This window comes from Polynucleobacter sp. AP-Jannik-300A-C4 (genome assembly GCF_018688335.1).
Classification (GTDB): domain Bacteria; phylum Pseudomonadota; class Gammaproteobacteria; order Burkholderiales; family Burkholderiaceae; genus Polynucleobacter.
In genome coordinates, this window is sequence record NZ_CP061316.1 from 1490894 (window position 1) to 1510214 (window position 19321).

Annotated in this window: 20 protein-coding genes; 5 read left to right on the top strand and 15 right to left on the bottom strand. The window is 45.4% G+C overall.

The window, feature by feature from the left end:
* Positions 1 to 57 precede the first annotated feature (57 nt).
* Positions 58 to 1191 carry a mandelate racemase/muconate lactonizing enzyme family protein gene (locus tag FD975_RS07845; protein WP_215301655.1) on the bottom strand — a complete coding sequence of 378 codons (1134 nt, stop codon included), beginning with the start codon at positions 1189 to 1191 and terminating at the stop codon, positions 58 to 60.
* 116 nt (positions 1192 to 1307) lie between these two features.
* Between FD975_RS07845 and FD975_RS07850 the strand changes: the two genes are divergently transcribed.
* A complete protein-coding gene (locus FD975_RS07850) occupies positions 1308 to 2234 on the top strand; it encodes a 3-hydroxyacyl-CoA dehydrogenase NAD-binding domain-containing protein (protein WP_215301656.1) in 927 nt (308 codons plus the stop codon).
* A 70-nt stretch (positions 2235 to 2304) separates the two neighbouring features.
* On the top strand, positions 2305 to 3765 hold the full coding sequence (locus tag FD975_RS07855) for a M23 family metallopeptidase (protein ID WP_251371177.1): 1461 nt from the start codon (positions 2305 to 2307) through the stop codon (positions 3763 to 3765).
* Between the two features lie 83 nt (positions 3766 to 3848).
* Here FD975_RS07855 and FD975_RS07860 read toward each other — a convergent pair whose 3' ends face one another.
* Positions 3849 to 4289 (bottom strand): universal stress protein, encoded by a 441-nt coding sequence (locus tag FD975_RS07860; protein ID WP_215301658.1) that lies wholly within the window; start codon positions 4287 to 4289, stop codon positions 3849 to 3851.
* Positions 4290 to 4377: 88 nt separating this feature from the next.
* Here FD975_RS07860 and FD975_RS07865 point away from each other — a divergent pair, with 88 nt between their 5' ends.
* Together FD975_RS07865 and FD975_RS07870 are read left to right on the top strand one after the other, a co-directional pair.
* Positions 4378 to 4779: a DUF2177 family protein gene (locus FD975_RS07865; protein ID WP_215301659.1), complete on the top strand. Its 402-nt coding sequence runs from the start codon at positions 4378 to 4380 to the stop codon at positions 4777 to 4779.
* A 13-nt stretch (positions 4780 to 4792) separates the two neighbouring features.
* Positions 4793 to 6430, top strand: a complete 1638-nt coding sequence (locus FD975_RS07870) for a SulP family inorganic anion transporter (RefSeq protein WP_215301661.1) — start codon at positions 4793 to 4795, stop codon at positions 6428 to 6430.
* Here the strand turns inward: FD975_RS07870 and FD975_RS07875 are convergent.
* Positions 6427 to 7155, bottom strand: a complete 729-nt coding sequence (locus FD975_RS07875) for a sulfite exporter TauE/SafE family protein (protein ID WP_215301663.1) — start codon at positions 7153 to 7155, stop codon at positions 6427 to 6429. The genes FD975_RS07870 and FD975_RS07875 overlap by 4 nt on opposite strands.
* A gap of 81 nt (positions 7156 to 7236) precedes the next feature.
* Between FD975_RS07875 and FD975_RS07880 the strand changes: the two genes are divergently transcribed.
* Entirely contained in the window at positions 7237 to 8004 is a 768-nt protein-coding gene (locus FD975_RS07880; RefSeq protein ID WP_215301665.1) for a helix-turn-helix domain-containing protein, read from the top strand.
* On the opposite strand, the gene FD975_RS07885 is transcribed toward FD975_RS07880, so the two are convergent.
* The 12 genes from FD975_RS07885 to FD975_RS07940 form a co-directional block, all read right to left on the bottom strand.
* On the bottom strand, positions 8001 to 8261 hold the full coding sequence (locus FD975_RS07885) for a hypothetical protein (protein WP_215301669.1): 261 nt from the start codon (positions 8259 to 8261) through the stop codon (positions 8001 to 8003). The genes FD975_RS07880 and FD975_RS07885 overlap by 4 nt on opposite strands.
* Complete coding sequence (locus FD975_RS07890) at positions 8258 to 8461, bottom strand: FixH family protein (protein WP_215301670.1); 204 nt, start codon at positions 8459 to 8461, stop codon at positions 8258 to 8260. Before FD975_RS07890 ends, FD975_RS07885 begins: the two co-directional genes overlap by 4 nt.
* Positions 8462 to 8491: 30 nt before the next feature.
* The gene (ccoG, locus tag FD975_RS07895; RefSeq protein ID WP_215301672.1) at positions 8492 to 9949 is read right to left on the bottom strand and encodes a cytochrome c oxidase accessory protein CcoG; all 1458 of its coding nucleotides are present in this window, start codon (positions 9947 to 9949) and stop codon (positions 8492 to 8494) included.
* A gap of 3 nt (positions 9950 to 9952) precedes the next feature.
* Complete coding sequence (ccoP, locus tag FD975_RS07900; RefSeq protein WP_215301674.1) at positions 9953 to 10876, bottom strand: cytochrome-c oxidase, cbb3-type subunit III; 924 nt, start codon at positions 10874 to 10876, stop codon at positions 9953 to 9955.
* On the bottom strand, positions 10873 to 11040 hold the full coding sequence (locus tag FD975_RS07905; RefSeq protein WP_215301675.1) for a cbb3-type cytochrome c oxidase subunit 3: 168 nt from the start codon (positions 11038 to 11040) through the stop codon (positions 10873 to 10875). The genes ccoP and FD975_RS07905 overlap by 4 nt, the downstream gene beginning before the upstream one ends.
* Positions 11041 to 11072: 32 nt before the next feature.
* A complete protein-coding gene (gene ccoO, locus FD975_RS07910; RefSeq protein ID WP_215301677.1) occupies positions 11073 to 11723 on the bottom strand; it encodes a cytochrome-c oxidase, cbb3-type subunit II in 651 nt (216 codons plus the stop codon).
* A gap of 12 nt (positions 11724 to 11735) precedes the next feature.
* On the bottom strand, positions 11736 to 13175 hold the full coding sequence (gene ccoN / locus FD975_RS07915; protein WP_215301678.1) for a cytochrome-c oxidase, cbb3-type subunit I: 1440 nt from the start codon (positions 13173 to 13175) through the stop codon (positions 11736 to 11738).
* A 178-nt stretch (positions 13176 to 13353) separates the two neighbouring features.
* Entirely contained in the window at positions 13354 to 13524 is a 171-nt protein-coding gene (gene ccoS, locus FD975_RS07920; RefSeq protein ID WP_215301686.1) for a cbb3-type cytochrome oxidase assembly protein CcoS, read from the bottom strand.
* Positions 13525 to 13533: 9 nt separating this feature from the next.
* Positions 13534 to 15972 (bottom strand): heavy metal translocating P-type ATPase, encoded by a 2439-nt coding sequence (locus FD975_RS07925; protein ID WP_251371178.1) that lies wholly within the window; start codon positions 15970 to 15972, stop codon positions 13534 to 13536.
* 10 nt (positions 15973 to 15982) lie between these two features.
* Positions 15983 to 17224 carry a nitrate/nitrite transporter gene (locus FD975_RS07930; protein WP_215301688.1) on the bottom strand — a complete coding sequence of 414 codons (1242 nt, stop codon included), beginning with the start codon at positions 17222 to 17224 and terminating at the stop codon, positions 15983 to 15985.
* 5 nt (positions 17225 to 17229) lie between these two features.
* Positions 17230 to 17985, bottom strand: coding sequence for a 2OG-Fe dioxygenase family protein (locus FD975_RS07935; RefSeq protein WP_215301689.1), 756 nt, complete (start codon positions 17983 to 17985; stop codon positions 17230 to 17232).
* A gap of 29 nt (positions 17986 to 18014) precedes the next feature.
* Positions 18015 to 19316 (bottom strand): TAXI family TRAP transporter solute-binding subunit, encoded by a 1302-nt coding sequence (locus FD975_RS07940; RefSeq protein WP_215301691.1) that lies wholly within the window; start codon positions 19314 to 19316, stop codon positions 18015 to 18017.
* Positions 19317 to 19321 lie beyond the last annotated feature (5 nt).

Sequence of the window (19321 nt, forward strand, 5' to 3'; positions counted from 1 at the left end):
AAAAAAATCCCGCATCATGTGCGGGATTTTTTTATTGTTAACGAGCTACTGATTACATTAAGTAATCTTGGTCCAGGCAACTTTACCGGCATATTTTTTAATCGCAGCTTCATCAAACTCAAAACCTAAGCCTGGGGTCTTATGCAGAATCAAATCGCCGTTCTTAAAGGTCAGCTGTTTATTAATCAATCTACGGAAGTTTAAGACCTGATCATCCAAGAAGAACTCCACAAAACGCGCATTGGGGGTTGCGGCTACTAAAGGTGCATGCAAATCATGCATCCAATGTGGACAAACAATCACACCCTTTAAATCTGCATAGGCTGAAATACGACGCCACTCAGTAATACCGCCACACACCGCTGCATCCGACTGCAGAATAGCTGCACCGCCAGCGTCAATCAGCTCCCTAAAACGCCAGCGTCCAGCCTCCATCTCACCGGTAGCAACGTTGATCTTGGTTTGACGTGCCAGCGCCGCATGCAGGTCAATCGCATCGGGAGAAAATGGCTCCTCAATCCAGTATGGGTTGTAAGCCTCAAAGCGACGAATATATTCCAAGGCAGTTGGCAGATCACGCCAAGCATTGTTGGCATCCAAGGTCAGTAAAACATCGTCGCCTACAGCCTTACGAGCAGCCTTAACGCGCGCCTCTTCTTCTCTTGGGGATAGACGCCCCACCTTCATTTTGACGGCCTTAAAACCCTGTTTTACGTAAGACTCCATCTCCTTACCCAGCTTGGCAGGTGTTTTGCCGTCTAAATAATAGCCACCACTGGCATAAGCCGGCACACGGTCATCTACAACTGAGCCTAAGTAATGGTGCAGAGGTAGTTTTGCGGCACGGGCGTTTAAGTCCCAAAGTGCGGTATCCAAGATAGAAATGCCACGCATGACTGCGCCAGCGCGCCCTTGCAAAATAGACTCGTTATACATATCCATCCACAGTCCTTCGCTGCGATGACTATTTTGACCAATCAATTTTGGGGCCAGCAATTGCTCTACTGCAATCTTGGCAATTTCTCCGCCCGCACTACCAACGTAGCAAAAGCCAATACCCTCATTGCCATCTTTGCCACGTACCTTGACTAAGCAATAGTGACGCTCTGAAACTGTGCGCGTAGAAAAAGAGGTGACCTTATCTAGAGGCACCGCTACTGCAGCTACTGATACTGACTCAATAATTGGCATGAGAGCTCCTGTATTCAAAAAATTATTGTAGCCATAATTGGAGATGTATGACGGCTCATAAATAAGGAATAATGAGTCGCTAATTAACAGGCATCATTTACAAATTTGGGAAAGTTATGAGTAAAGTCATTGTGATAGGTACAGGCACCATGGGTGTGGGTATTGCTGCTGGCTTTCTGGCATTTGGTGCCAACACGATTTTGCTGGGCAGGGATCTTGAGAAAGCAAAGCTGAGTCTCTCCAAGGTGGAGGAATGCGCCGACTCTATTAATCCAGCATGGCGAGAAAGCGGTGCGCAACTCATTGCTGGCACTATCGCAGACTGGTCAGATTGGGAGAACACCGATCTCATTATTGAAACCATCTCTGAGCGCCTAGAGCTGAAAAAGGCAATGTTTAGCGAGCTTGATCAGCGTGTACCGCCTAGCATTCCAATTGGTAGTAATAGCTCAGGCTTTCCTATAAGCGATATTGCGCAAGGCCTTCCAACAAGCTACCGCATGTTCAATACCCATTACTTCATGCCCACTCATATCGTTCCTTTGGTGGAGGTGGTGCTGGGTGCAACATCAGATCCTCAAATGGCAGAGCAGATTTGTAGTCTCTATCGCGCCCATGGCAAAAAACCGGTATTGGTCAAGCGTGATATTCCAGGATTTCTGGCTAACCGAATTCAGCATGCCTTAATGCGCGAAGCACTCTCTCTGGTGCAAGAGGGAATCGCCTCGCCAGATGATGTTGATACTGCGGTGCGCTACAGTTTTGGCTTTCGTTACGCAGCAGTTGGGCCAATGACTCAAAAAGAAATCTCTGGATGGGAAGGTATGGCACTAGCCGCAGAGGTAATCTACCCTTCCCTATCCAACATTAATGCGCCACCTGCTTGCGTCATGGATCTAGTGAGCACTGGAAAAACGGGTATGTCCAAGGGCGCAGGCTTCAGAGAGTGGTCACCAGAAGAAGCGAGAGAAATGAAGCAAGTCTATGAAATACGTCTCAAGGCAGCATTTGAGGTATTAAAAATAGCCCCGGAACTAAATTAAACTCATATTGTTGCAGCACAGCATGCTTCAAATGCGCTGATCTGCCGCAACAATATTGGATAATTGATGAGTGAAGAAAAAAGTCTGTGAGTGGTCCCTGTTTTTAAAAAGGGTAATCAAAGTAACTGGATTTGCCCTAGTTGGGTTTATTCAACTGCCAGGGGTGGAGCTCGTCTCTAGCGCTCTAGCGCAAACTACGACTCAAAATAGTAAAGCCAACAAGGCACCTCAAGTCAAGCAAAAGCCTGTAGTGCAAAAGAGTAAGCAGGCTGGGCTTCAAGTGAAGAATGGCTCCCTAACTCAGCCTGCCAAAAGCATGAGCTTAAATCCTGAATTGTTCAAACAAATTGAGGGTGCACCTAACAATCAAGATATAGCCAACCTAGATTACCGTATCCAACGTGGCTGCCTTCGTCGAAGCTATAACGAAGAGAGTCTCCCAGCTAATTTAGGCTTAGACGATCCCAGCTTGAGTGATTTTTTTAAATCGCAAACTCAAGGTTTTTTTGATCGAATGCGGGGTGACTGCATTCCTTACGCTCTAGCTCTAGGAAGTCGTAACCGCTTTGAATCACTTAGCATCATGAATGGCCCCATACAAGATGCTAAGACAGAAATTTGGACTTTTACACCCTCGGCAGCTGGTAGCTTCTTGATTCAACAAGACTATCTAAGAGATGAATCCAAACGTTTTACAGAGATTCAACTACCGCTAAGCGATGTGTTGTATGACCCCAAAAAAGTGGGCGATAAATTACCAGTTGAACTAGTTTGGGAATTGAACTCGGTCATCAAGCAAATTTATCCAGAAGAAAATAATGCGCTTGAAAACACCAACAGCGTTGTTCGCCTGATTGTGGACTTTGGTGATAAAGAGCGTTGGGCGCAAATTTGGGCAGCAGAAATTATTGACCCAGCTAGCGGCGAAGTCTTTTCAAGTGCATTTTGGGTTGAAAGGAACGATATCCCGGGTGGTTTTTATACCGCCAGCGGTGAATCTATTGAGCGCACGTTTTGGACCAATCCCTTAAGCTATCGACGCATCTCCAGAGGAGTCGGTAGTGTGCGAGCATCCAGTAAGAAAGCAGCAGCACCCAAGAATGGCACTCCTGTAGCGGCCCCTAAACAGCGCTATCGAACACATATGGGCATTGACTACTCAGCACCAAAAGGCACACCAGTTTTTAGCGTAGCTACAGGCAAGGTAGTTCATCTCGGCTATAGCGGCGCGTTTGGCAACCTCATCATCATCGAACATCCTGGAAACTATCGCACCTACTATGCGCATTTAAGCGGCTACAACGTTGAGTTGCAAGTGGGCAACGAAGTCCGACGCGGTTTAGAGATTGGCTATGTTGGATCAACTGGTCGCTCTACTGGGCCTCATCTACATTTTGAATTAAGAAAAGATGGAGTCTATGTCGACCCCTATGCCTCAAAAACACAATTAGATTTATGGAATATGCGTGATAGCGATAGCGGCTTACTTACTAGAGAAATTCTCTTGCTAGGAACACCCGTAGTAAATTAATTTATTGGGTGAATTCATTTTTAGAGCATGTAAATGAATGTAAAAAGGGTCCAATTGGACCCTTTTGTTTGATGCTATCAACATCAGCCTATAACTAATACTGGCAACTTGGAGTGCACAATCACCTCATGTGTTTCGCTACCCAATAGAACACTCTTAATACCAGTGCGTTTATGAGAGGCCATCACGATGACATCGGCCTTGGCTTTCTTAGCCCCATCCAAAATACCTTCGGATAGATTGCTATTAGCAATATGCAGGGTATTGGCCTTAATAGCAGCGCCCAATACAACTGCGGACTTTTTCAGGATATCCGCAGCAAAGGTATCGCATACCTTTTTATGGTCCTTGAGAGAGATGCCATACCCCATAGTGCTATCGGAATACACCATCGGCGGCATTGGATCGGATACATAAACCAATGTCACAGCAGCCTTATCGGCCTTGGCAAGCTCAGCCACTCTTTTTAATGCCTTTTTGCTGACATCCGAACCATCAACTGGTACTAATAAGTGCTTGAACATATTAACTCCTGTTAAATTAAGCCTCGATAGCCTTCATTCCATCATAATCCTAAATACTCTCGTATAAAAGCATAAAAAGGAAACTGAATTGCTCAAGTATTTAGCGGTGTATTTTTCATTTCTACTGTCATTTGTCATCATTGACTTCATTTGGCTTCTTGGCATCGCCAAAAATCTCTACCGCGATGATATGGGCTCACTCATGGCCAGCGAGCCTAAGCTATTAGCTGGGCTTGGCTTCTACTTATTCTATGCACTTGGTGCATCGATTTTTGTCATCCTGCCAGCAATTTCAAAACAGTCGTGGTTATATGCAGTGCAATATGGCGCCCTATTTGGCTTCTTTTGCTATATGACTTACGATCTCACCAACCTTGCTGTGATCCGTGATTTCCCTATGCGACTGGCATTTGTAGATATCGCATGGGGCTCAGCGGTAACAGCGGCATCTAGCGCTCTAGCCTACTGGCTTGGTAGTAAGATAGTTTGAAAATCTTTTCCCCATGAATCTCTTTCACCCTAAACTACTCGATTCCTTTAAGGGCTATAACGGCGCCCTGTTTAGTAAAGATATATTAGCGGGCATCACAGTCGGTGTAGTTGCATTACCTTTAGCCATGGCCTTTGCAATTGCCAGTGGACTCAAACCAGAAGCAGGCATTTTCACAGCAATTATTGCTGGCGGACTCATTTCTTTACTGGGTGGTAGCCGCGTGCAAATTGGTGGGCCTGCGGGCGCGTTCATCGTCATTGTTTACGGCATTGTGGAGCATTACGGTCTAGCTAATTTACTCTTGGCAACCGCCATGTCTGGAGTGTTCTTATTTTTGATGGGACTCTTTCGGCTTGGAACCTTAATTCGCTTTATTCCAGTTGCTGTCATTATTGGATTTACCAATGGCATCGCCGTCTTGATTGGTCTCTCTCAAGTTAAAGAGTTTTTTGGCTTACAAATTACGAAGATGCCTGCAGAATTTTTTCAAGCAGTCCAAGCTTTGTATGCTGCTGCCGATACAGTGAATCCAGTCGCTCTCATGCTATCTATGGGCAGTCTGGCTCTTTTAATTACCTGGAGAACTTTTCAGAAACGTCTTGGCCACCTTAGTCATATCCCAGCAACAGTCATTGCGATGGCTGTTGCTACTATTATCACGAGCTTATTTAATCTGCCGGTCGATACTATTGGCAGTCGTTTTGGCGGCATTCCATCGGGGCTGCCCAGCTTTGAATGGATTCCAGTCAGCTGGAGTACCGCACAGTATGTCATTGCACCTGCTATCACGCTGGCCGTACTTGGAGCCATTGAATCACTCCTGTGCGCACGCATTGCTGATGGACTCATTCATGATCGCCATAATTCCAACCAGGAGCTGATGGCGCAGGGCGTAGCAAATCTAGTTACCCCATTCTTTGGCGGAATGCCTGCAACAGGAACTATTGCAAGAACAGTTACCAATATACAGAGTGGCGCCAGCACACCAATTGCTGGCATAGTTCATGCCCTTACATTGCTGGTGATTGTGTTATTCGGAGCTCCACTTGCAACCAATATTCCCTTAGCCAGTCTAGCTGCCATTCTTATGTTTGTTGCTTGGAACATGGGTGAGTGGAGAAAGTTTGCTGATCTCAAGCAATTCCGCATGCCCTACCGCTTAACAATGTTGAGCGTCTTTTTCCTAACAATCATCTTGGATCTCACCGTTGCAATCCAGGTAGGCCTCTTATTGGCATTCATTACTTTCATTTATAGAATCTCAAGTCTCTCTCGTTATGAAGCTGCAAGTGCAATTGATTTTCCAGAGCTACAAACACATCACGGGAAAATTGCTGTTTTCAGAATCTATGGCGCCATCTTTTTTGGAGCGGTCAAGCTTCTAGAAAATATCGAGAAGGAATTGCCTTCAAAAGCTTTGGTGCTTGATATGAAGAACGTGATCTATATCGACGTTTCTGGAATGGATGCTCTGCTTGAGCTTGAGAGTGTGTGCAAATCCAAAGTTATCAAGCTTGTGATTTGTGGTCTAGCACATCAACCATATGATATGGCAGTACGCGGAGGTCTATGCGATAGAGTGCCTCAGGATTGCATCCAACCAGATCTGCAGCAGGGCATCAGCACCGCAATCAGTCAGTCAAATTAGCTGATACAGAAACCGCCTTTTAGTAAATCGTCAGACAAATACCAGGCACGATAAAGACCAAAGATTCCCGCAGACAGTAGCAGTCCTGCAGCAATATATCTCACCCAAATATATTGACCAAACTGCGTCAAAGCAGCTGAGAATTTAGAAATCAATAAGAGATTAGGTAAGGTACCCAATCCAAACGCCAGCATGAGTGCGGCACCCGTCAAGACATCTCCAGACAAAAAAGCCAGCGGCAAAACACTATAGACCAGACCACAAGGAACTAAGCCCCATACCATTCCACTAAACCAGCGGGATGAACGTCCCGTGAAACCCCCTAAATACTTGGCCCAATAACTAGCCATCCGTGCACCAAGCCACTTGCCGACCAATAGAGGGCTATTCGATCTCTGACGCAAAAGACGCAAGCCCATCACTAGCAAAATCATGGAAGTCAAAGCAAACAATGGTCTCTGAATAGGCACTACGTTTTGCTGCCACAGTACAGCGCCTACCCACCCCGCGACAGCGCCTAGCAAAACATAAGTCGTCAAACGCCCAAGATGCATGATGAGTTGAAGATGAAAGAGCTCAGACTTGCTTTGCAATGGGATGCATACCCCCTGAGTGCTACCCTGGCGCTCAATTGCCGCAGCTATACCGCCGCACATTAAGGCGCAATGCCATCCACTGACTAAAGCCCCCAAAAATACTGCCAGCAACAAGCTAGTAGTCAGCATTTAGGCATCCAGTGCTGTAGAGAAATATTGAAATTACACATTATCCGAGTAGAATAAACTGAACTGGTAACTTGAACCAATATGAATTACACCAACTCAGATGTCCCTAGTAGCAAATGCTCAGTCTGTGTACTGGGTCAGTTTTGTCTGCCAGTCGGAATCAGTCCTAGCGATATTGCCAAGATTGATACGCTCGTCAAAGAACGTGTCCACCTACAAAAGGGTGAAAGCCTCTATCGTCATGGAGACCCACTCTCTGCGGTATACAGCGTCCGCTTTGGAACCCTCAAAACTGAATATGGCCTCGAAGATGGACGTCAACAAGTAATCGGCTTTCATCTTCCAGGCGAGATCTTGGGTCTGGATGGTATTGGCGAGGGTAGTTATCAATCTGAAGCTATTGCCCTAGAAGAGAGCGAAGTCTGCATCATTCGCTATGAAGCATTCGAGGATTTAGCACGCCAAATTCCAGTACTACAAAAGCAGTTCCACCGCATTCTGAGCCGTGAACTTACGCAAGACCAACGTCACCTACTTTCGCTCGGTAGCTTGCGTGCTGAAGAGCGTTTGGCGGCATTCTTATTGAATCTTTCTCAACGCCTTGCCGCTCGTGGTTATCAAAACAATGAATTTGATTTACGTATGAGTCGCGTAGAAATTGGTAGTTACTTGGGAAGTCAAATTGAAACTGTTAGCCGCATGCTCTCACGCTTTGCTGAATCAGGTTTGATTCAAATTAAGCAACGTCATATCAAGCTGATCGATATGGATGGTCTTTATGAATTAGCTGGGGTACCCAACCCAGAACGTAGCATTCCTATCAAGCCAGTTACAGCCCAAGAACTTTAAATCAAGCCCTGATCAGAGTCTTTGGCGGTGCCTGGACAAATTCCAGGAAGAATGTAGACAGTTAAAGCGCTGGAAATTGAACAGAAAATCCAGATTATGAAAAATCCAATCGTGTAAATTCCTTCATCAGAAATATTTGGTCGATGTCCAAAAAAAAGTAGTTCTGATGGATGAATCAAACTAAATAACAGCCCTTCAGCCAGAATAGAGACCAAAAAAGATGGCCACATAATCCAGATGAAGAGACGGTACTTCATTTGGCAACCTGCTCTACTTTAATTTGCTCAACCTTTAAACCACGTTTGACTACCCCATCTCTAACAGGCTTGTCGGCATATAGAGTAACAGCCAAATAGATGGTGATAATGCAGCCAATCGCCGCAACTGCAGGGCCACTAATTAAGAGCCAGGGCCATAGTTGCTTAAACCAAGGTTTGTTAGTGTGTTGATCAGACATATTCATATTCTCTTTACTCTACTATATATCTTAGCGGGGAATAATAAAGCTCGATTTTTCATCACGTTTTCGGGTAATCATCTCACTACCAGATAACTCATGTCCAACTACATCAAAGTGAATGGGGTAATTGCCAGGCTCATTTACACCTGTTGTGGTACTTACTTTAATAGGCATCAATAAATTGCTGGATGGCGCCACTTCAATCTCAGTAATTACCTGACCACGAGAATCCAGAATTCTTAAATCTTCCAAACCAGTGGCCTTAACTTGCACGTTCATATTATTTTCAGAGGCATTCATGATCTGAATACGATAAATATTTTCTATGCGTACCCCATCTACTTCACGCGCTAAAGCACCACGATCCCGCATAACATCAACACGCAATGGATTTCTAGTTACAAGAGAAATCAAGAAGATGCTCGTTAAAACTGTAAGCAATGCAGTGTAAATCAAGACACGGGGTCGCAAGATGTGCTTAATCGCACTTTGATTTGACTCCCTATCTTCAATAGCCCGTTCAGTGGTGTAGCGAATGAGTCCTTTTGGATAGTCGACTTTCTCCATGACCTGATCGCAAGCATCAATACAGGCGCCACAGCCAATACACATATACTGCAAGCCGTCACGAATATCAATTCCCGTCGGGCAAACTTGAACGCAAATACTGCAATCCACGCAATCGCCAAGACCTAAGGAAGAATGGTCAGCTGATTTACTGCGACTTCCTCTTGGCTCGCCACGCACTTTATCGTAAGTCACCAGGAAAGTATCTTTATCCACCATCACGCTTTGGAAGCGAGCATATGGACACATATATTTACAAACTTGCTCACGCATAAAGCCAGCGTTACCCCAAGTTGCAAAGCTATAGAAACAGAGCCAGAATGTTTGCCAAGGGCCTAATGAGAGATGAATTAAGGCTGAGCCCAGAGTAGTAATGGGGGTGAAATAACCAATGAAGGTAAAGCCCGTCCAAAATGCAATGAGTAACCATAAAAAATGCTTAGTGATTTTGAGGCGCCACTTACGCAAGCTCCAAGGCCACTCTTCGCCATCCAAACGAATCCGTGCAAAACGATCGCCCTCCACTTTGCGTTCGATCCACATAAAGATCTCGGTGTAGACCGTTTGTGGGCAGGCATAGCCACAAAATAATCGCCCTGCAATTGCCGTAAACAGAAAAAGAGCGAGCGCAGAGAGGATCAGCAAGAGCGTAAGGTAAATCACATCCTGCGGCCATAAGACAATGCCGAAGATATAAAACTTACGCTGAATTAAGTCAAAAAGAACCGCTTGTCGGCCGTTCCAATCAATCCACGGAAGACCATAAAAGAGTAATTGGGTAGCAAATACCAGTATGAAACGCCAGCGGGCAAATAGTCCGCTTACAGAACGCGGGTAAATCTTTCGCCGGACCTCATAAAGAGATTCCTCGATTACATCTATAGGAATAGGCTTCCCAACCGGCGAATTATTTGTCACTGATTACTTAGCTGCTGCAGTCTTATTATTAGATAAACCCCAGACATAAGCAGTCAAGAGATGGATTTTTTCTGGGCTCAATACCTTATCTTGAGAAGGCATCATCGCCATACGACCCTTAGTGAGAGTCTCAACTATCGCCGCCTCTGAACCACCATACAACCAGGTTTTATCAGTCAAGTTAGGGGCACCTAAAACAATATTGCCCTTGCCATCAGCTCCATGACAGGCTACGCAATTCGCTTTAAATACTTCTGCGCCGCGAGCAGCTTTCAAATCGTCTGCAGGTAAGCCTGAAAGGCTGCGTACATAGTTAGCTACATCCACGATTTGCTTGCTATCAAGCTGTGGAAATGGAGGCATTACACCTGCGCGGCCATTAATCAATGTGGTCTTAATATTTTCTGGTGAACCGCCATATAACCAGTCGCCATCAGTCAAATTCGGGAAGCCTTTTGCGCCACCAGCATCAGAACCATGGCACTGCGCACAAGAATTTAAAAATAAGCGCTGACCCATTTCACGAGCCTTTGGATCTGCAGCTACCTGCTCGATATCCATCTGAACATATTTCGCATAGACAGGCTTTAACTCTTCATTCGCATCTGTCATCGAACTCATCAATGCGCCATCGGTTGTATAGCCGAGAACACCAGGGAAAGATCCTAGACCAGGAAACAAGACCAGGTATACCAGAGCAAAGATACAGAAAATTAAATACATCCATGCCCACCAGCGTGGGAGTGGGTTATTCAACTCACGTAAATTACCATCCCATACGTGACCAGTATCTGCTACTGCGCCATCAGCCGTATGGATAACTTTAGCTTTACGCTGCGAAGCGAGTAGCCAGATACACCAAACAATACCAACCAATGAAACGAGTGCAATGTAATCACTCCAAGCACCACTAAAAAAGTCACTCATGATTTGTCCTTGCTAAATTCATCCGGAAGATCAAATGGAAGTTCGGCAGATTCTTCATTAGCCTTCTTTCTACCTGGAGACCAAGCCCACCAAACAATCCCAATAAAAACAACCAATCCAATGACTGTTGAAAATGCGGAGAGATAGGGGGCGATCTTTTCCATTTAATTTAAATAGTGTTAATTAATATTCGCGCTTACTTTGCTACTACTTCGTCTACGGTGATGTAACGACGTGAGATGCCTAAACCTTGGAGATAAGCAATCAAGGCATCCTCCTCCGTTTTACCTTCTAGCTCTTTAGGAGCATTAGCAATCATTTCATCTGTGTATGGAATGCCTAAACGGCGCATTGCAAGCATATGGTCTTGAATCGATGAAGTTTCAGCAGCATTTTTTGCTAACCATGGATAGCCAGGCATATTGGACTCTGGCACTACATCGCGTGGATTGCGCAAATGAATGCGATGCCAATCATCGGAGTAACGAGCACCAACACGGGCTAGATCTGGGCCAGTACGTTTGCTACCCCACAAGAATGGATGGTCATAAACAGATTCGCCAGCTAAAGAGTAAGGACCATAACGCTCTACTTCAGAGCGCAAGGTACGAATCTGCTGAGAGTGGCAACCAACACAACCTTCGCGTTGGTATACATCTCTACCGGCTAAACGTAAGGCGGTGTATGGCTCAATACCAGGACTAGGTTCAGTAGTGGTGTGCTGGAAGAATAAAGGCACAATCTGCACCAAACCAGCAATCGATACTACCAAAATCGTAGCAATAATTAACCAGCCAACATTCTTCTCAAGCGTTCCGTGGGAAAAGAATTTATTTTCGCTAGACATTTTCTTCTCCTTTTAGTGTTCAGCAACGGCCATTGGAATCGGCGCATTGACAAAAGTTTTACCTTGGACTGTTTTGAAGACGTTATAAGCCATCAAGAACATACCGCTGAGATAGCACAGGCCACCCATTAGTCGAATGACATAGAAAGGATAGGTTGCTTTTACTGACTCAACAAAGCTGTAAGTCAAAGTACCATCGGCTTCGAATGCTCTCCACATGAGACCTTGCATAACACCAGCAATCCACATTGCAGCGATGTAGAGAACAACACCAATCGTAGCAATCCAGAAGTGCAGTTCAATCCAACGCACGTTATACATTTCTTTCTGCCCTACCAAACGTGGAATCAAGTAGTACAGCGAGCCGATCGTGATCATCGCCACCCAACCTAAGGCGCCTGAGTGCACGTGACCAATAGTCCAGTCTGTGTAATGGGATAAGCTATTCACAGTCTTAATAGACATCATTGAACCTTCAAAGGTAGACATACCGTAGAAAGAAAGTGCCACTACTAAGAATTTCAGAATAGGATCTTGACGCAATTTGTACCAAGCACCTGACAAAGTCATAATGCCGTTGATCATGCCGCCCCAAGAAGGTGCCAACAAAATCAATGAGAACACAGTACCTAAAGATTGAGTCCAGTCAGGTAATGAAGTGTGTTGCAAGTGATGTGGACCTGCCCACATATAAGTAAAGTTCAAAGCCCAGAAGTGAACAATCGATAAGCGATAGGAATAGATCGGGCGATCAGCTTGCTTAGGAATGAAGTAATACATCATGCCCAAGAAGCTTGTGGTCAAGAAGAAGCCAACCGCATTGTGACCATACCACCACTGCACCATCGCATCTTGTACACCAGCATAAGCAGAATAGGATTTCCACAATGTTGCTGGCATCTCAAGGTTATTGAAGATATGCAAAATAGCAATAGTCAAGATGTACGCACCGAAGAACCAGTTCGATACATAAATATGTTTCGTCTTACGCTTCATGATGGTGCCGAAGAACACCACTGCATAGGCAACCCAAACCAGGGTAATGAGCACATCAATTGGCCACTCTAATTCAGCGTACTCTTTAGAAGTGGAGTAACCCAGCGGCAAAGTGATTGCAGCTAAAACGATTACCAGTTGCCAACCCCAAAACGTAAACGCCGCTAATTTGTCACAAAAGAGTCTTGCTTGACTAGTACGCTGCACGATGTAGTAGGAAGTCGCAAATAATGCCGAGCCACCAAAGGCAAAAATCACCGCATTGGTATGCAACGGACGTAAACGACCATAGCTTAACCAAGGGATATTGAGTGTGATATCAGGCCAAATGAGCTGCGCAGCGAGGATAACCCCCACGAGCATGCCCACAATTCCCCAAAGTACAGTGACAATGGCAAACTGACTGACTACCTTGTAATTGAAGGTATCTTGATTGTTCCCCACGGTAAGTCCCATGGTTTCTCCTTTTTGGTGACCAAACAGCGACATAATTCAAATAGACTTCGGCAATTATCGAAGTAAGCCGCATGAGGTGTTTTGATCTATGTCAAAAAGGATGCCTGCATTTACGAGACGTAGAAACTTCTGTATTGAGGCGTAATTCCTAACTAGCTAATAAATAAAGATTTTTTAGCTAGTGATCGCTAACATTTTTGGATTTAGGTGTATCGTCATCCATCAAAATCGCCTCACCTGGCCCCTCCAGGTCATCAAACTGACCCGCTTTCACAGACCAAAAGAAAATCCAGGCCAAAAGACCGATTACAAGCAGGGAGATGGGGATCAAGAGAAAAAGGCTTTCCATCCCTCTAGTCTAGGCCTTTCTGAGTCGCCAGGCATTTAATGTGACTGCCAAAGAAGATAGAGACATGCCGATGCCTGCAATCCAAGGGTTGACCCAACCCATCATGGCCACTGGAATAGCCAAGAGGTTGTAAAACAGAGCCCAAATCAAGTTTTCTTTAATGATAATCTGGGTTTTATCTGCCAGCAATAGAGACTTAGCTAGAGGAGCTAAGGAGCTCGCCGTCAAAATCGCATCTGCTCCAGCACTAACGAGTGGCGCCCCCGCCCCAACTGCAATCGAAACATCTGCTTTTGCTAGTAGAGGTGCATCGTTAATGCCATCGCCAATCGCCCAAACAAAATGGCCTTCCTTTTGCAAGCGCTCAATGTAGTGATACTTATCCTCTGGTGAGCAGGCACCCTTGAAACGGTCAATCCCAACATGATGCGCCCACCACAACACAGTTGTAGGATCATCTCCAGAAACTAAATGCACGGTGATCTTGCGCGATTTTGTAGCAGCCAACAATTTCTCGAGCCCCGCTCTTGGAGTATCTAAGAATAAAAAGCTCGCAATCAATCCTTTGTCATCAGCCAGATGCACTTGGCCATACTGCCCCTCTTGCTCAATCTGTTGAGCGCCAACCCAAGCTGCACTTCCTAGCCTATAAACCCCTGAGCTCAGGCCTTTACCTAATTGATTGGTTACAGGCTCAGGTAAGTTTTTCAGTGGGCAATTTTCAGTTTCAGCTGCACGCAATAAAGAAAGTGCTAAAGGATGTTTTTGACCAGCTTCCATTGCTGCAGCAATACTAAGCACATCTGCTCTAGAAAACTCTGCACGAGCAATCAACACCTCTTTTAATTCTGGCTGCCCCATGGTGAGGGTGCCAGTCTTGTCCAATACCAAGTCGGTAGCCTTGACTAAGCCTTCTAGGACATGGCCGCGCACAATTAATAAACCCAACTTAGTTACGGCACCTTGGGCTGCAGCCATGGCTGTTGGAACGGCAAGCGATAAAGCGCATGGACAACTGGCAACCAGCACCGAAACTAAAACTGTCCACGCTCTGCTGGGATCGACATACCACCAAATGGCTGAAGACAGAAATGCAGCAATTAATAAAAAACCAACAAAATATCCAGCCCACTTTTCTGCCAGACTGACCATGAGGGGCTTAGCTTGTAGCGCTTGATCCAGTAATGAGGCAATGCCAGCGATACGAGTAGATTGACCAACTGCATCAATTCTCATGAGCATAGGGTTCAGAATGTTATGCGTACCTGCATATACACGATCACCAATCTTTTTATCAATTGGTTTTGATTCGCCAGTCAGCAGTGACTCATCTAAAGCGCTCTCACACTCAATCAAAATACCATCTGCTGGGACCACATCACCAGGTGGAACACGAAGAACCTCACCAGGGTTGCAATTAATGACCGGAACAATTTCCACCCTCTGAGACTCTGGATAGTTCGGCACTCGCTCGCAAGTAGCAGGCAATTGTTTTGCTAAAGCCTCCGCCCCACCCTGCGCATCTTGACGAGCCAATAACTCCACATAACGTGCTGCCAAAATAAAGGCAACAAACATAGTAATGGAGTCAAAGTATCCTTGGCCTGAACCGGTAGCAAGATTCACGGTACCAGCAGAAAATGCTAGAGCTAAAGCTAGGGCAATAGGAACATCCATACCCAACATATGCGTCTGACGAAATGAGGCAACACTTCGCCATGCAGCCTGAAAAATCGGACCAGCTGAATACACCATCACTGGAACAGTGAGAGCCCAACTAGTCCAACCCAGTAAGAGGTCATACTCAGCGGTAATATCACTATCACCTACGTATGTTGGCCAGGCATACATCATGACTTGCATCATTCCCAATAAAGCAACTCCAAGTCTTGTCAGTAGCTGACGACGTTCTTTCTTGGATTTTTCAATTGACAGTGAAGGCTCGAATGGCCACGCCTCGTAACCAATACGCTCCACCTCAAATAATAAGCGAGCTAAGCTAGTTTGCCCAGGTGAAAACTCTGCCTTGACCTTTTGACTTACATAGTTAATCTGCACATCTTTCACACCAGGAATACGCCTGAGATGTTGCTCACATAACCACACACAAGCAGCACAGCGAATCTTCTCAAGTCGTAAAGTGGTTTCTAGATTACCGTCCTCACCACTGGGCCGAGTGTATCGACCAAGCAAAGAAGGATCATCGTAAGGAGCTAGGTTGTCAGGAATTTCATTTGAAGCAAGGTAAGCAGCAGGCTTATCACTTGACTGTGCACGACGTGCATAGAACACTTCCAAACCTTCGCCATGAATAGTTTGCGCAATTGCCATGCAACCAGCGCAACAGAATTTTCTATTGACGCCACCCAACTCAATCTCATAAGAGTCGCCTGGAAGAATAAAACTTCCGCAGTGATAACAGCTATTGCTTGGCATACTAGTGCTCATATGTGCATTATTAATTGCGAGTGAGAGACTTGCTTACCCAGCCATTACGTCGTTCATATAGAACAAATAGAACACCCCAGATCACTATGGCGAAATATGCCGAAACCCAAGCAATTTGTGAGCTACGTGAGCCTGCTAGATCAAGCACAAATCCAAAAATCGCCGGGCCTAACAGGCCGCCGCCAAAGCCCATTAAAGAATGGAGACCCATTGCAGCACCTTTAATATTTTCTTGCGCGCTCACCACCAAACCCGCAGTTAAAGTGGCGGAGTCAGCCATAATAAAAATCGCGTGCCCCGTGGCCAATGCAATAATTAACCACCAAGATTGTCCGGTTGATAAAGCCAGCGCCATACCAAATGCTGCACTAGTCAGCATGACAATGAAAATCCATTTTTGACGCCCTATTCTCAAGGCAATCTCATTTCCGGTAATGGATGCTGGAACACCAAAAAAATTAATGACGCCAGCAAGGGTGGTAGCGGTTAAGAGAAAAGAGTCGCCAGTCATGATTGCACAGAAAGCAAAAAAGGCGACCAACCAACTACGAGAAGCAAATAGTTCGATCGAATGTACGGTGTAACCAAAAATGAAGCCTGAAGCTGTTTTATCTTGCAAAACTAAACGCCATTTGTCCACTGGAAAAATGTCGTGCAATCGAATATGAATTGGGCCATGCCATTTTTCATGAGTCAGCGCAGGAATAAATATCAGCACAATCAATAATGCGGTAAATGGGCCTAAGGCGATTATTCCAAAAACATAGCGCCAGCCCAAACCATCCAAGATCCAGCCAGAGCAAAGATATGAAAAGCCAGTACCAATGCCAAAGAAAGCCGTATAGAAAGCAATATGACGACTCAATTCTCCGGTCTTAATACGATCAGAAAGAATCTTTAAGCCAGGCATATAGGTACCCGCTAAACCAGCCCCATTAATCGCCATAAAGATCAGGGCAGTCCAAAAGTTTTCAGCAAGGATGCCCATGCCAAGCAATCCACTTGTAGCCAAAAGACCACCTACAAGATAGACTTTTTTTGCATCGACACGATCCGTCAGAGCTGTTGCCAACGGCACCATCAGCATATAGCCAAAGAAAAAAGTGCTCGCAATTAAACCAGACTGCAAATTACTGAGATGCCATTCGTCTTGCAATGTTGTTAACACGACAGCGTAGCAAGCAAAACCAAGCAGCGCGCAGGTTTGCGCCATGAGCATGAAAGGGGTGTAACCGGTAGGTTTAAAGCGCATAGGACTTACTGCTGACTACGACCTGGTGAATCCTGAAAACCATTCGAGCGAAAGGTGAGCACCAAAGTATCTCTGTAGCCGTGAGGCCCTAAGGGCTGAATCGGGGTGGACTCATGAATCATACGTTCATCATTCATCAACAATAAAGACCAAGGTTCAGAAAGTGTAAATCTCAAACCAGCAGAACCATTTGCATCAAAAATGCGAGTCTCACCACCCTTAATGCCAACTCGATTGAGCAAAAAGACAGCTACAAAATCCACGCCATCACGATGCGCACCTTCGGGAGTTGGGCGACCAATTCCATCAGTCGTATCAATCCGAAATTGATGCGCCTCAACAAACCAAGTATTCACCTGCTTTACGCCGCTTAATATGTTGGCCAGCCCCAGCAAAAGAGATTGCCAGACAGGATTGTTAGTAAGCTGAGCCTGCGAGGGTTCAAACCAGCGCTCGATGCCGCCATGCAAGGCGTTGTAGTCAACTGACTGCCAATGGGCACGATGCGGCACTATGGTCAGACTTTCACCCTTCATCTCGAAGCTTGAATGGCGTCGAAAGCGGTAGCGCCCCCCATCCTTTAGATACGGATCGCGTGGCAAACCTTCCCAAAACTGGTTGAGGCTTAAGAGCTGCTCTAGATCCACATGCGCTATTTTTGCCACATCCTGTGCGGATAACACTGCATAACCCTGATCTCGCAAAGATTGAGGTAATTCCTTAACGGGAGTCAGCGGGGGTAAAAGGCTTGAGAGAGTCATGGGCTTATTTTAGGCTTTTAGCAATCAACTTAGGAATGCAAATTCAAACGGCCACGCACCTCTCCTACATGCCCCTTTAAGTCATATAACTCTTTTGCGTCCAGCATAGAAACCTTGATATTGCCCACCCTTCTCTCAATATCCTCCAATTCCTTAAAGTTCTTTTCTTTCAAGTCTGGATTAGCAGCGTTTTTTTCTATTAACTTCAGCTCTTCATAAACTCTAGATAGCTTGAGTCTTAATAATAAATTCTTGGCCGCGGGAATGTAGGTAAACAGGGGAATAAAAATCACCAACAGTGGGATGACGATTTTTGCGAACCTCCCAATCCATACCGCAGTCCAGAAAGGTAAATGGCGATGCAATAAAGAAGGTCCGTCTTTTAAATAGATTTCTGCATCCACATGCAAAGGAAAATCAAGGCCAGTACCCGATGGAAACTCTCCCGGCTTTTGTAGATAGGCATAGGATTTCAGAATATCGTAAGTATCGCCAAGTAATAATGTCACTAAAGCAGGGCTAATACCTTCCTTGCCCACCAAGGTAGCTGTTGCTGCCAACACCTGAATATCTTGACGAGGCAAGTCATACGCAATACTGACCATCCCACGTGGCACCGTTACCTTAGAAAGAAATGGAAATAAATGAACATAAGCTTCAGCCTGTTCAAAACTCATTAAGCGAATGCCGGGCGTTTCATAAAAACTTTTAAGTAAAGGCGCTTCGGCAGCACTCACTAAAAAAATAGCGTCTAACTCCCCTTTTTTAAATTTTTCCAATGCTTCTAAGGGCTTGAGCTTTTCAGTGCGGATATCATTCATGCTTAATCCGCTTGCCTCGAGCAATTGCGAAGCTAAACTCAAGGTACCACTTCCCTCATTGCCAATGGAAACGCGCTTACCTTTCAGCTGACTCAATAAGCCCAAGCGCCCAGATTCATTCGGAAAGCTAGCCTCTCGATACCAAACCCATACAGGCTCATAAAACACTCCTGCAATAGAGACCAGTTTGGGATGCTTGGATAAGTCTGCCACTCCACCTTGAACCATTGCAAAATCGACGCCTGAATGCGGATCATTCAATAAGGCCAAGTTATCACTTGTGCCGCCAGTCGTTCTTAAGCGTAGAGAAATTCCTTCCTCCGTAAGCTCTTTCTGAAGTCTTTCACCAAACTGCTGATACAGGCCAGTAGGCAAGCCCGTTGCCAACTGGATGGACCTGGGCGGCGGGGGCACCAAAACCCATAAGGTAGCAAAAAGTATCGCCACCAGAACCAAAAAGGCTATGCCAAATGCGATAGGGTTGTAGATATTTTTGCGTATGAAGTCCATAAGAA

Bases quoted from the DNA above. Each gene is read 5' to 3' on its own strand.
- FD975_RS07925 (WP_251371178.1), bottom strand. From the start codon at position 15,972: ATGAGCACTAGTATGCCAAGCAATAGCTGTTATCACTGCGGAAGTTTT.
- FD975_RS07845 (WP_215301655.1), bottom strand. From the start codon at position 1,191: ATGCCAATTATTGAGTCAGTATCAGTAGCTGCAGTAGCGGTGCCTCTA.
- ccoP (WP_215301674.1), bottom strand. From the start codon at position 10,876: ATGAGTGACTTTTTTAGTGGTGCTTGGAGTGATTACATTGCACTCGTT.
- ccoO (WP_215301677.1), bottom strand. From the start codon at position 11,723: ATGTCTAGCGAAAATAAATTCTTTTCCCACGGAACGCTTGAGAAGAAT.
- FD975_RS07935 (WP_215301689.1), bottom strand. From the start codon at position 17,985: ATGACTCTCTCAAGCCTTTTACCCCCGCTGACTCCCGTTAAGGAATTA.
- FD975_RS07860 (WP_215301658.1), bottom strand. From the start codon at position 4,289: ATGTTCAAGCACTTATTAGTACCAGTTGATGGTTCGGATGTCAGCAAA.
- FD975_RS07875 (WP_215301663.1), bottom strand. From the start codon at position 7,155: ATGCTGACTACTAGCTTGTTGCTGGCAGTATTTTTGGGGGCTTTAGTC.
- FD975_RS07885 (WP_215301669.1), bottom strand. From the start codon at position 8,261: ATGAAGTACCGTCTCTTCATCTGGATTATGTGGCCATCTTTTTTGGTC.
- FD975_RS07850 (WP_215301656.1), top strand. From the start codon at position 1,308: ATGAGTAAAGTCATTGTGATAGGTACAGGCACCATGGGTGTGGGTATT.
- FD975_RS07930 (WP_215301688.1), bottom strand. From the start codon at position 17,224: ATGCGCTTTAAACCTACCGGTTACACCCCTTTCATGCTCATGGCGCAA.
- FD975_RS07905 (WP_215301675.1), bottom strand. From the start codon at position 11,040: ATGGAAAAGATCGCCCCCTATCTCTCCGCATTTTCAACAGTCATTGGA.
- FD975_RS07880 (WP_215301665.1), top strand. From the start codon at position 7,237: ATGAATTACACCAACTCAGATGTCCCTAGTAGCAAATGCTCAGTCTGT.
- FD975_RS07870 (WP_215301661.1), top strand. From the start codon at position 4,793: ATGAATCTCTTTCACCCTAAACTACTCGATTCCTTTAAGGGCTATAAC.
- FD975_RS07890 (WP_215301670.1), bottom strand. From the start codon at position 8,461: ATGTCTGATCAACACACTAACAAACCTTGGTTTAAGCAACTATGGCCC.
- ccoS (WP_215301686.1), bottom strand. From the start codon at position 13,524: ATGGAAAGCCTTTTTCTCTTGATCCCCATCTCCCTGCTTGTAATCGGT.
- ccoN (WP_215301678.1), bottom strand. From the start codon at position 13,175: ATGGGACTTACCGTGGGGAACAATCAAGATACCTTCAATTACAAGGTA.
- FD975_RS07940 (WP_215301691.1), bottom strand. From the start codon at position 19,316: ATGGACTTCATACGCAAAAATATCTACAACCCTATCGCATTTGGCATA.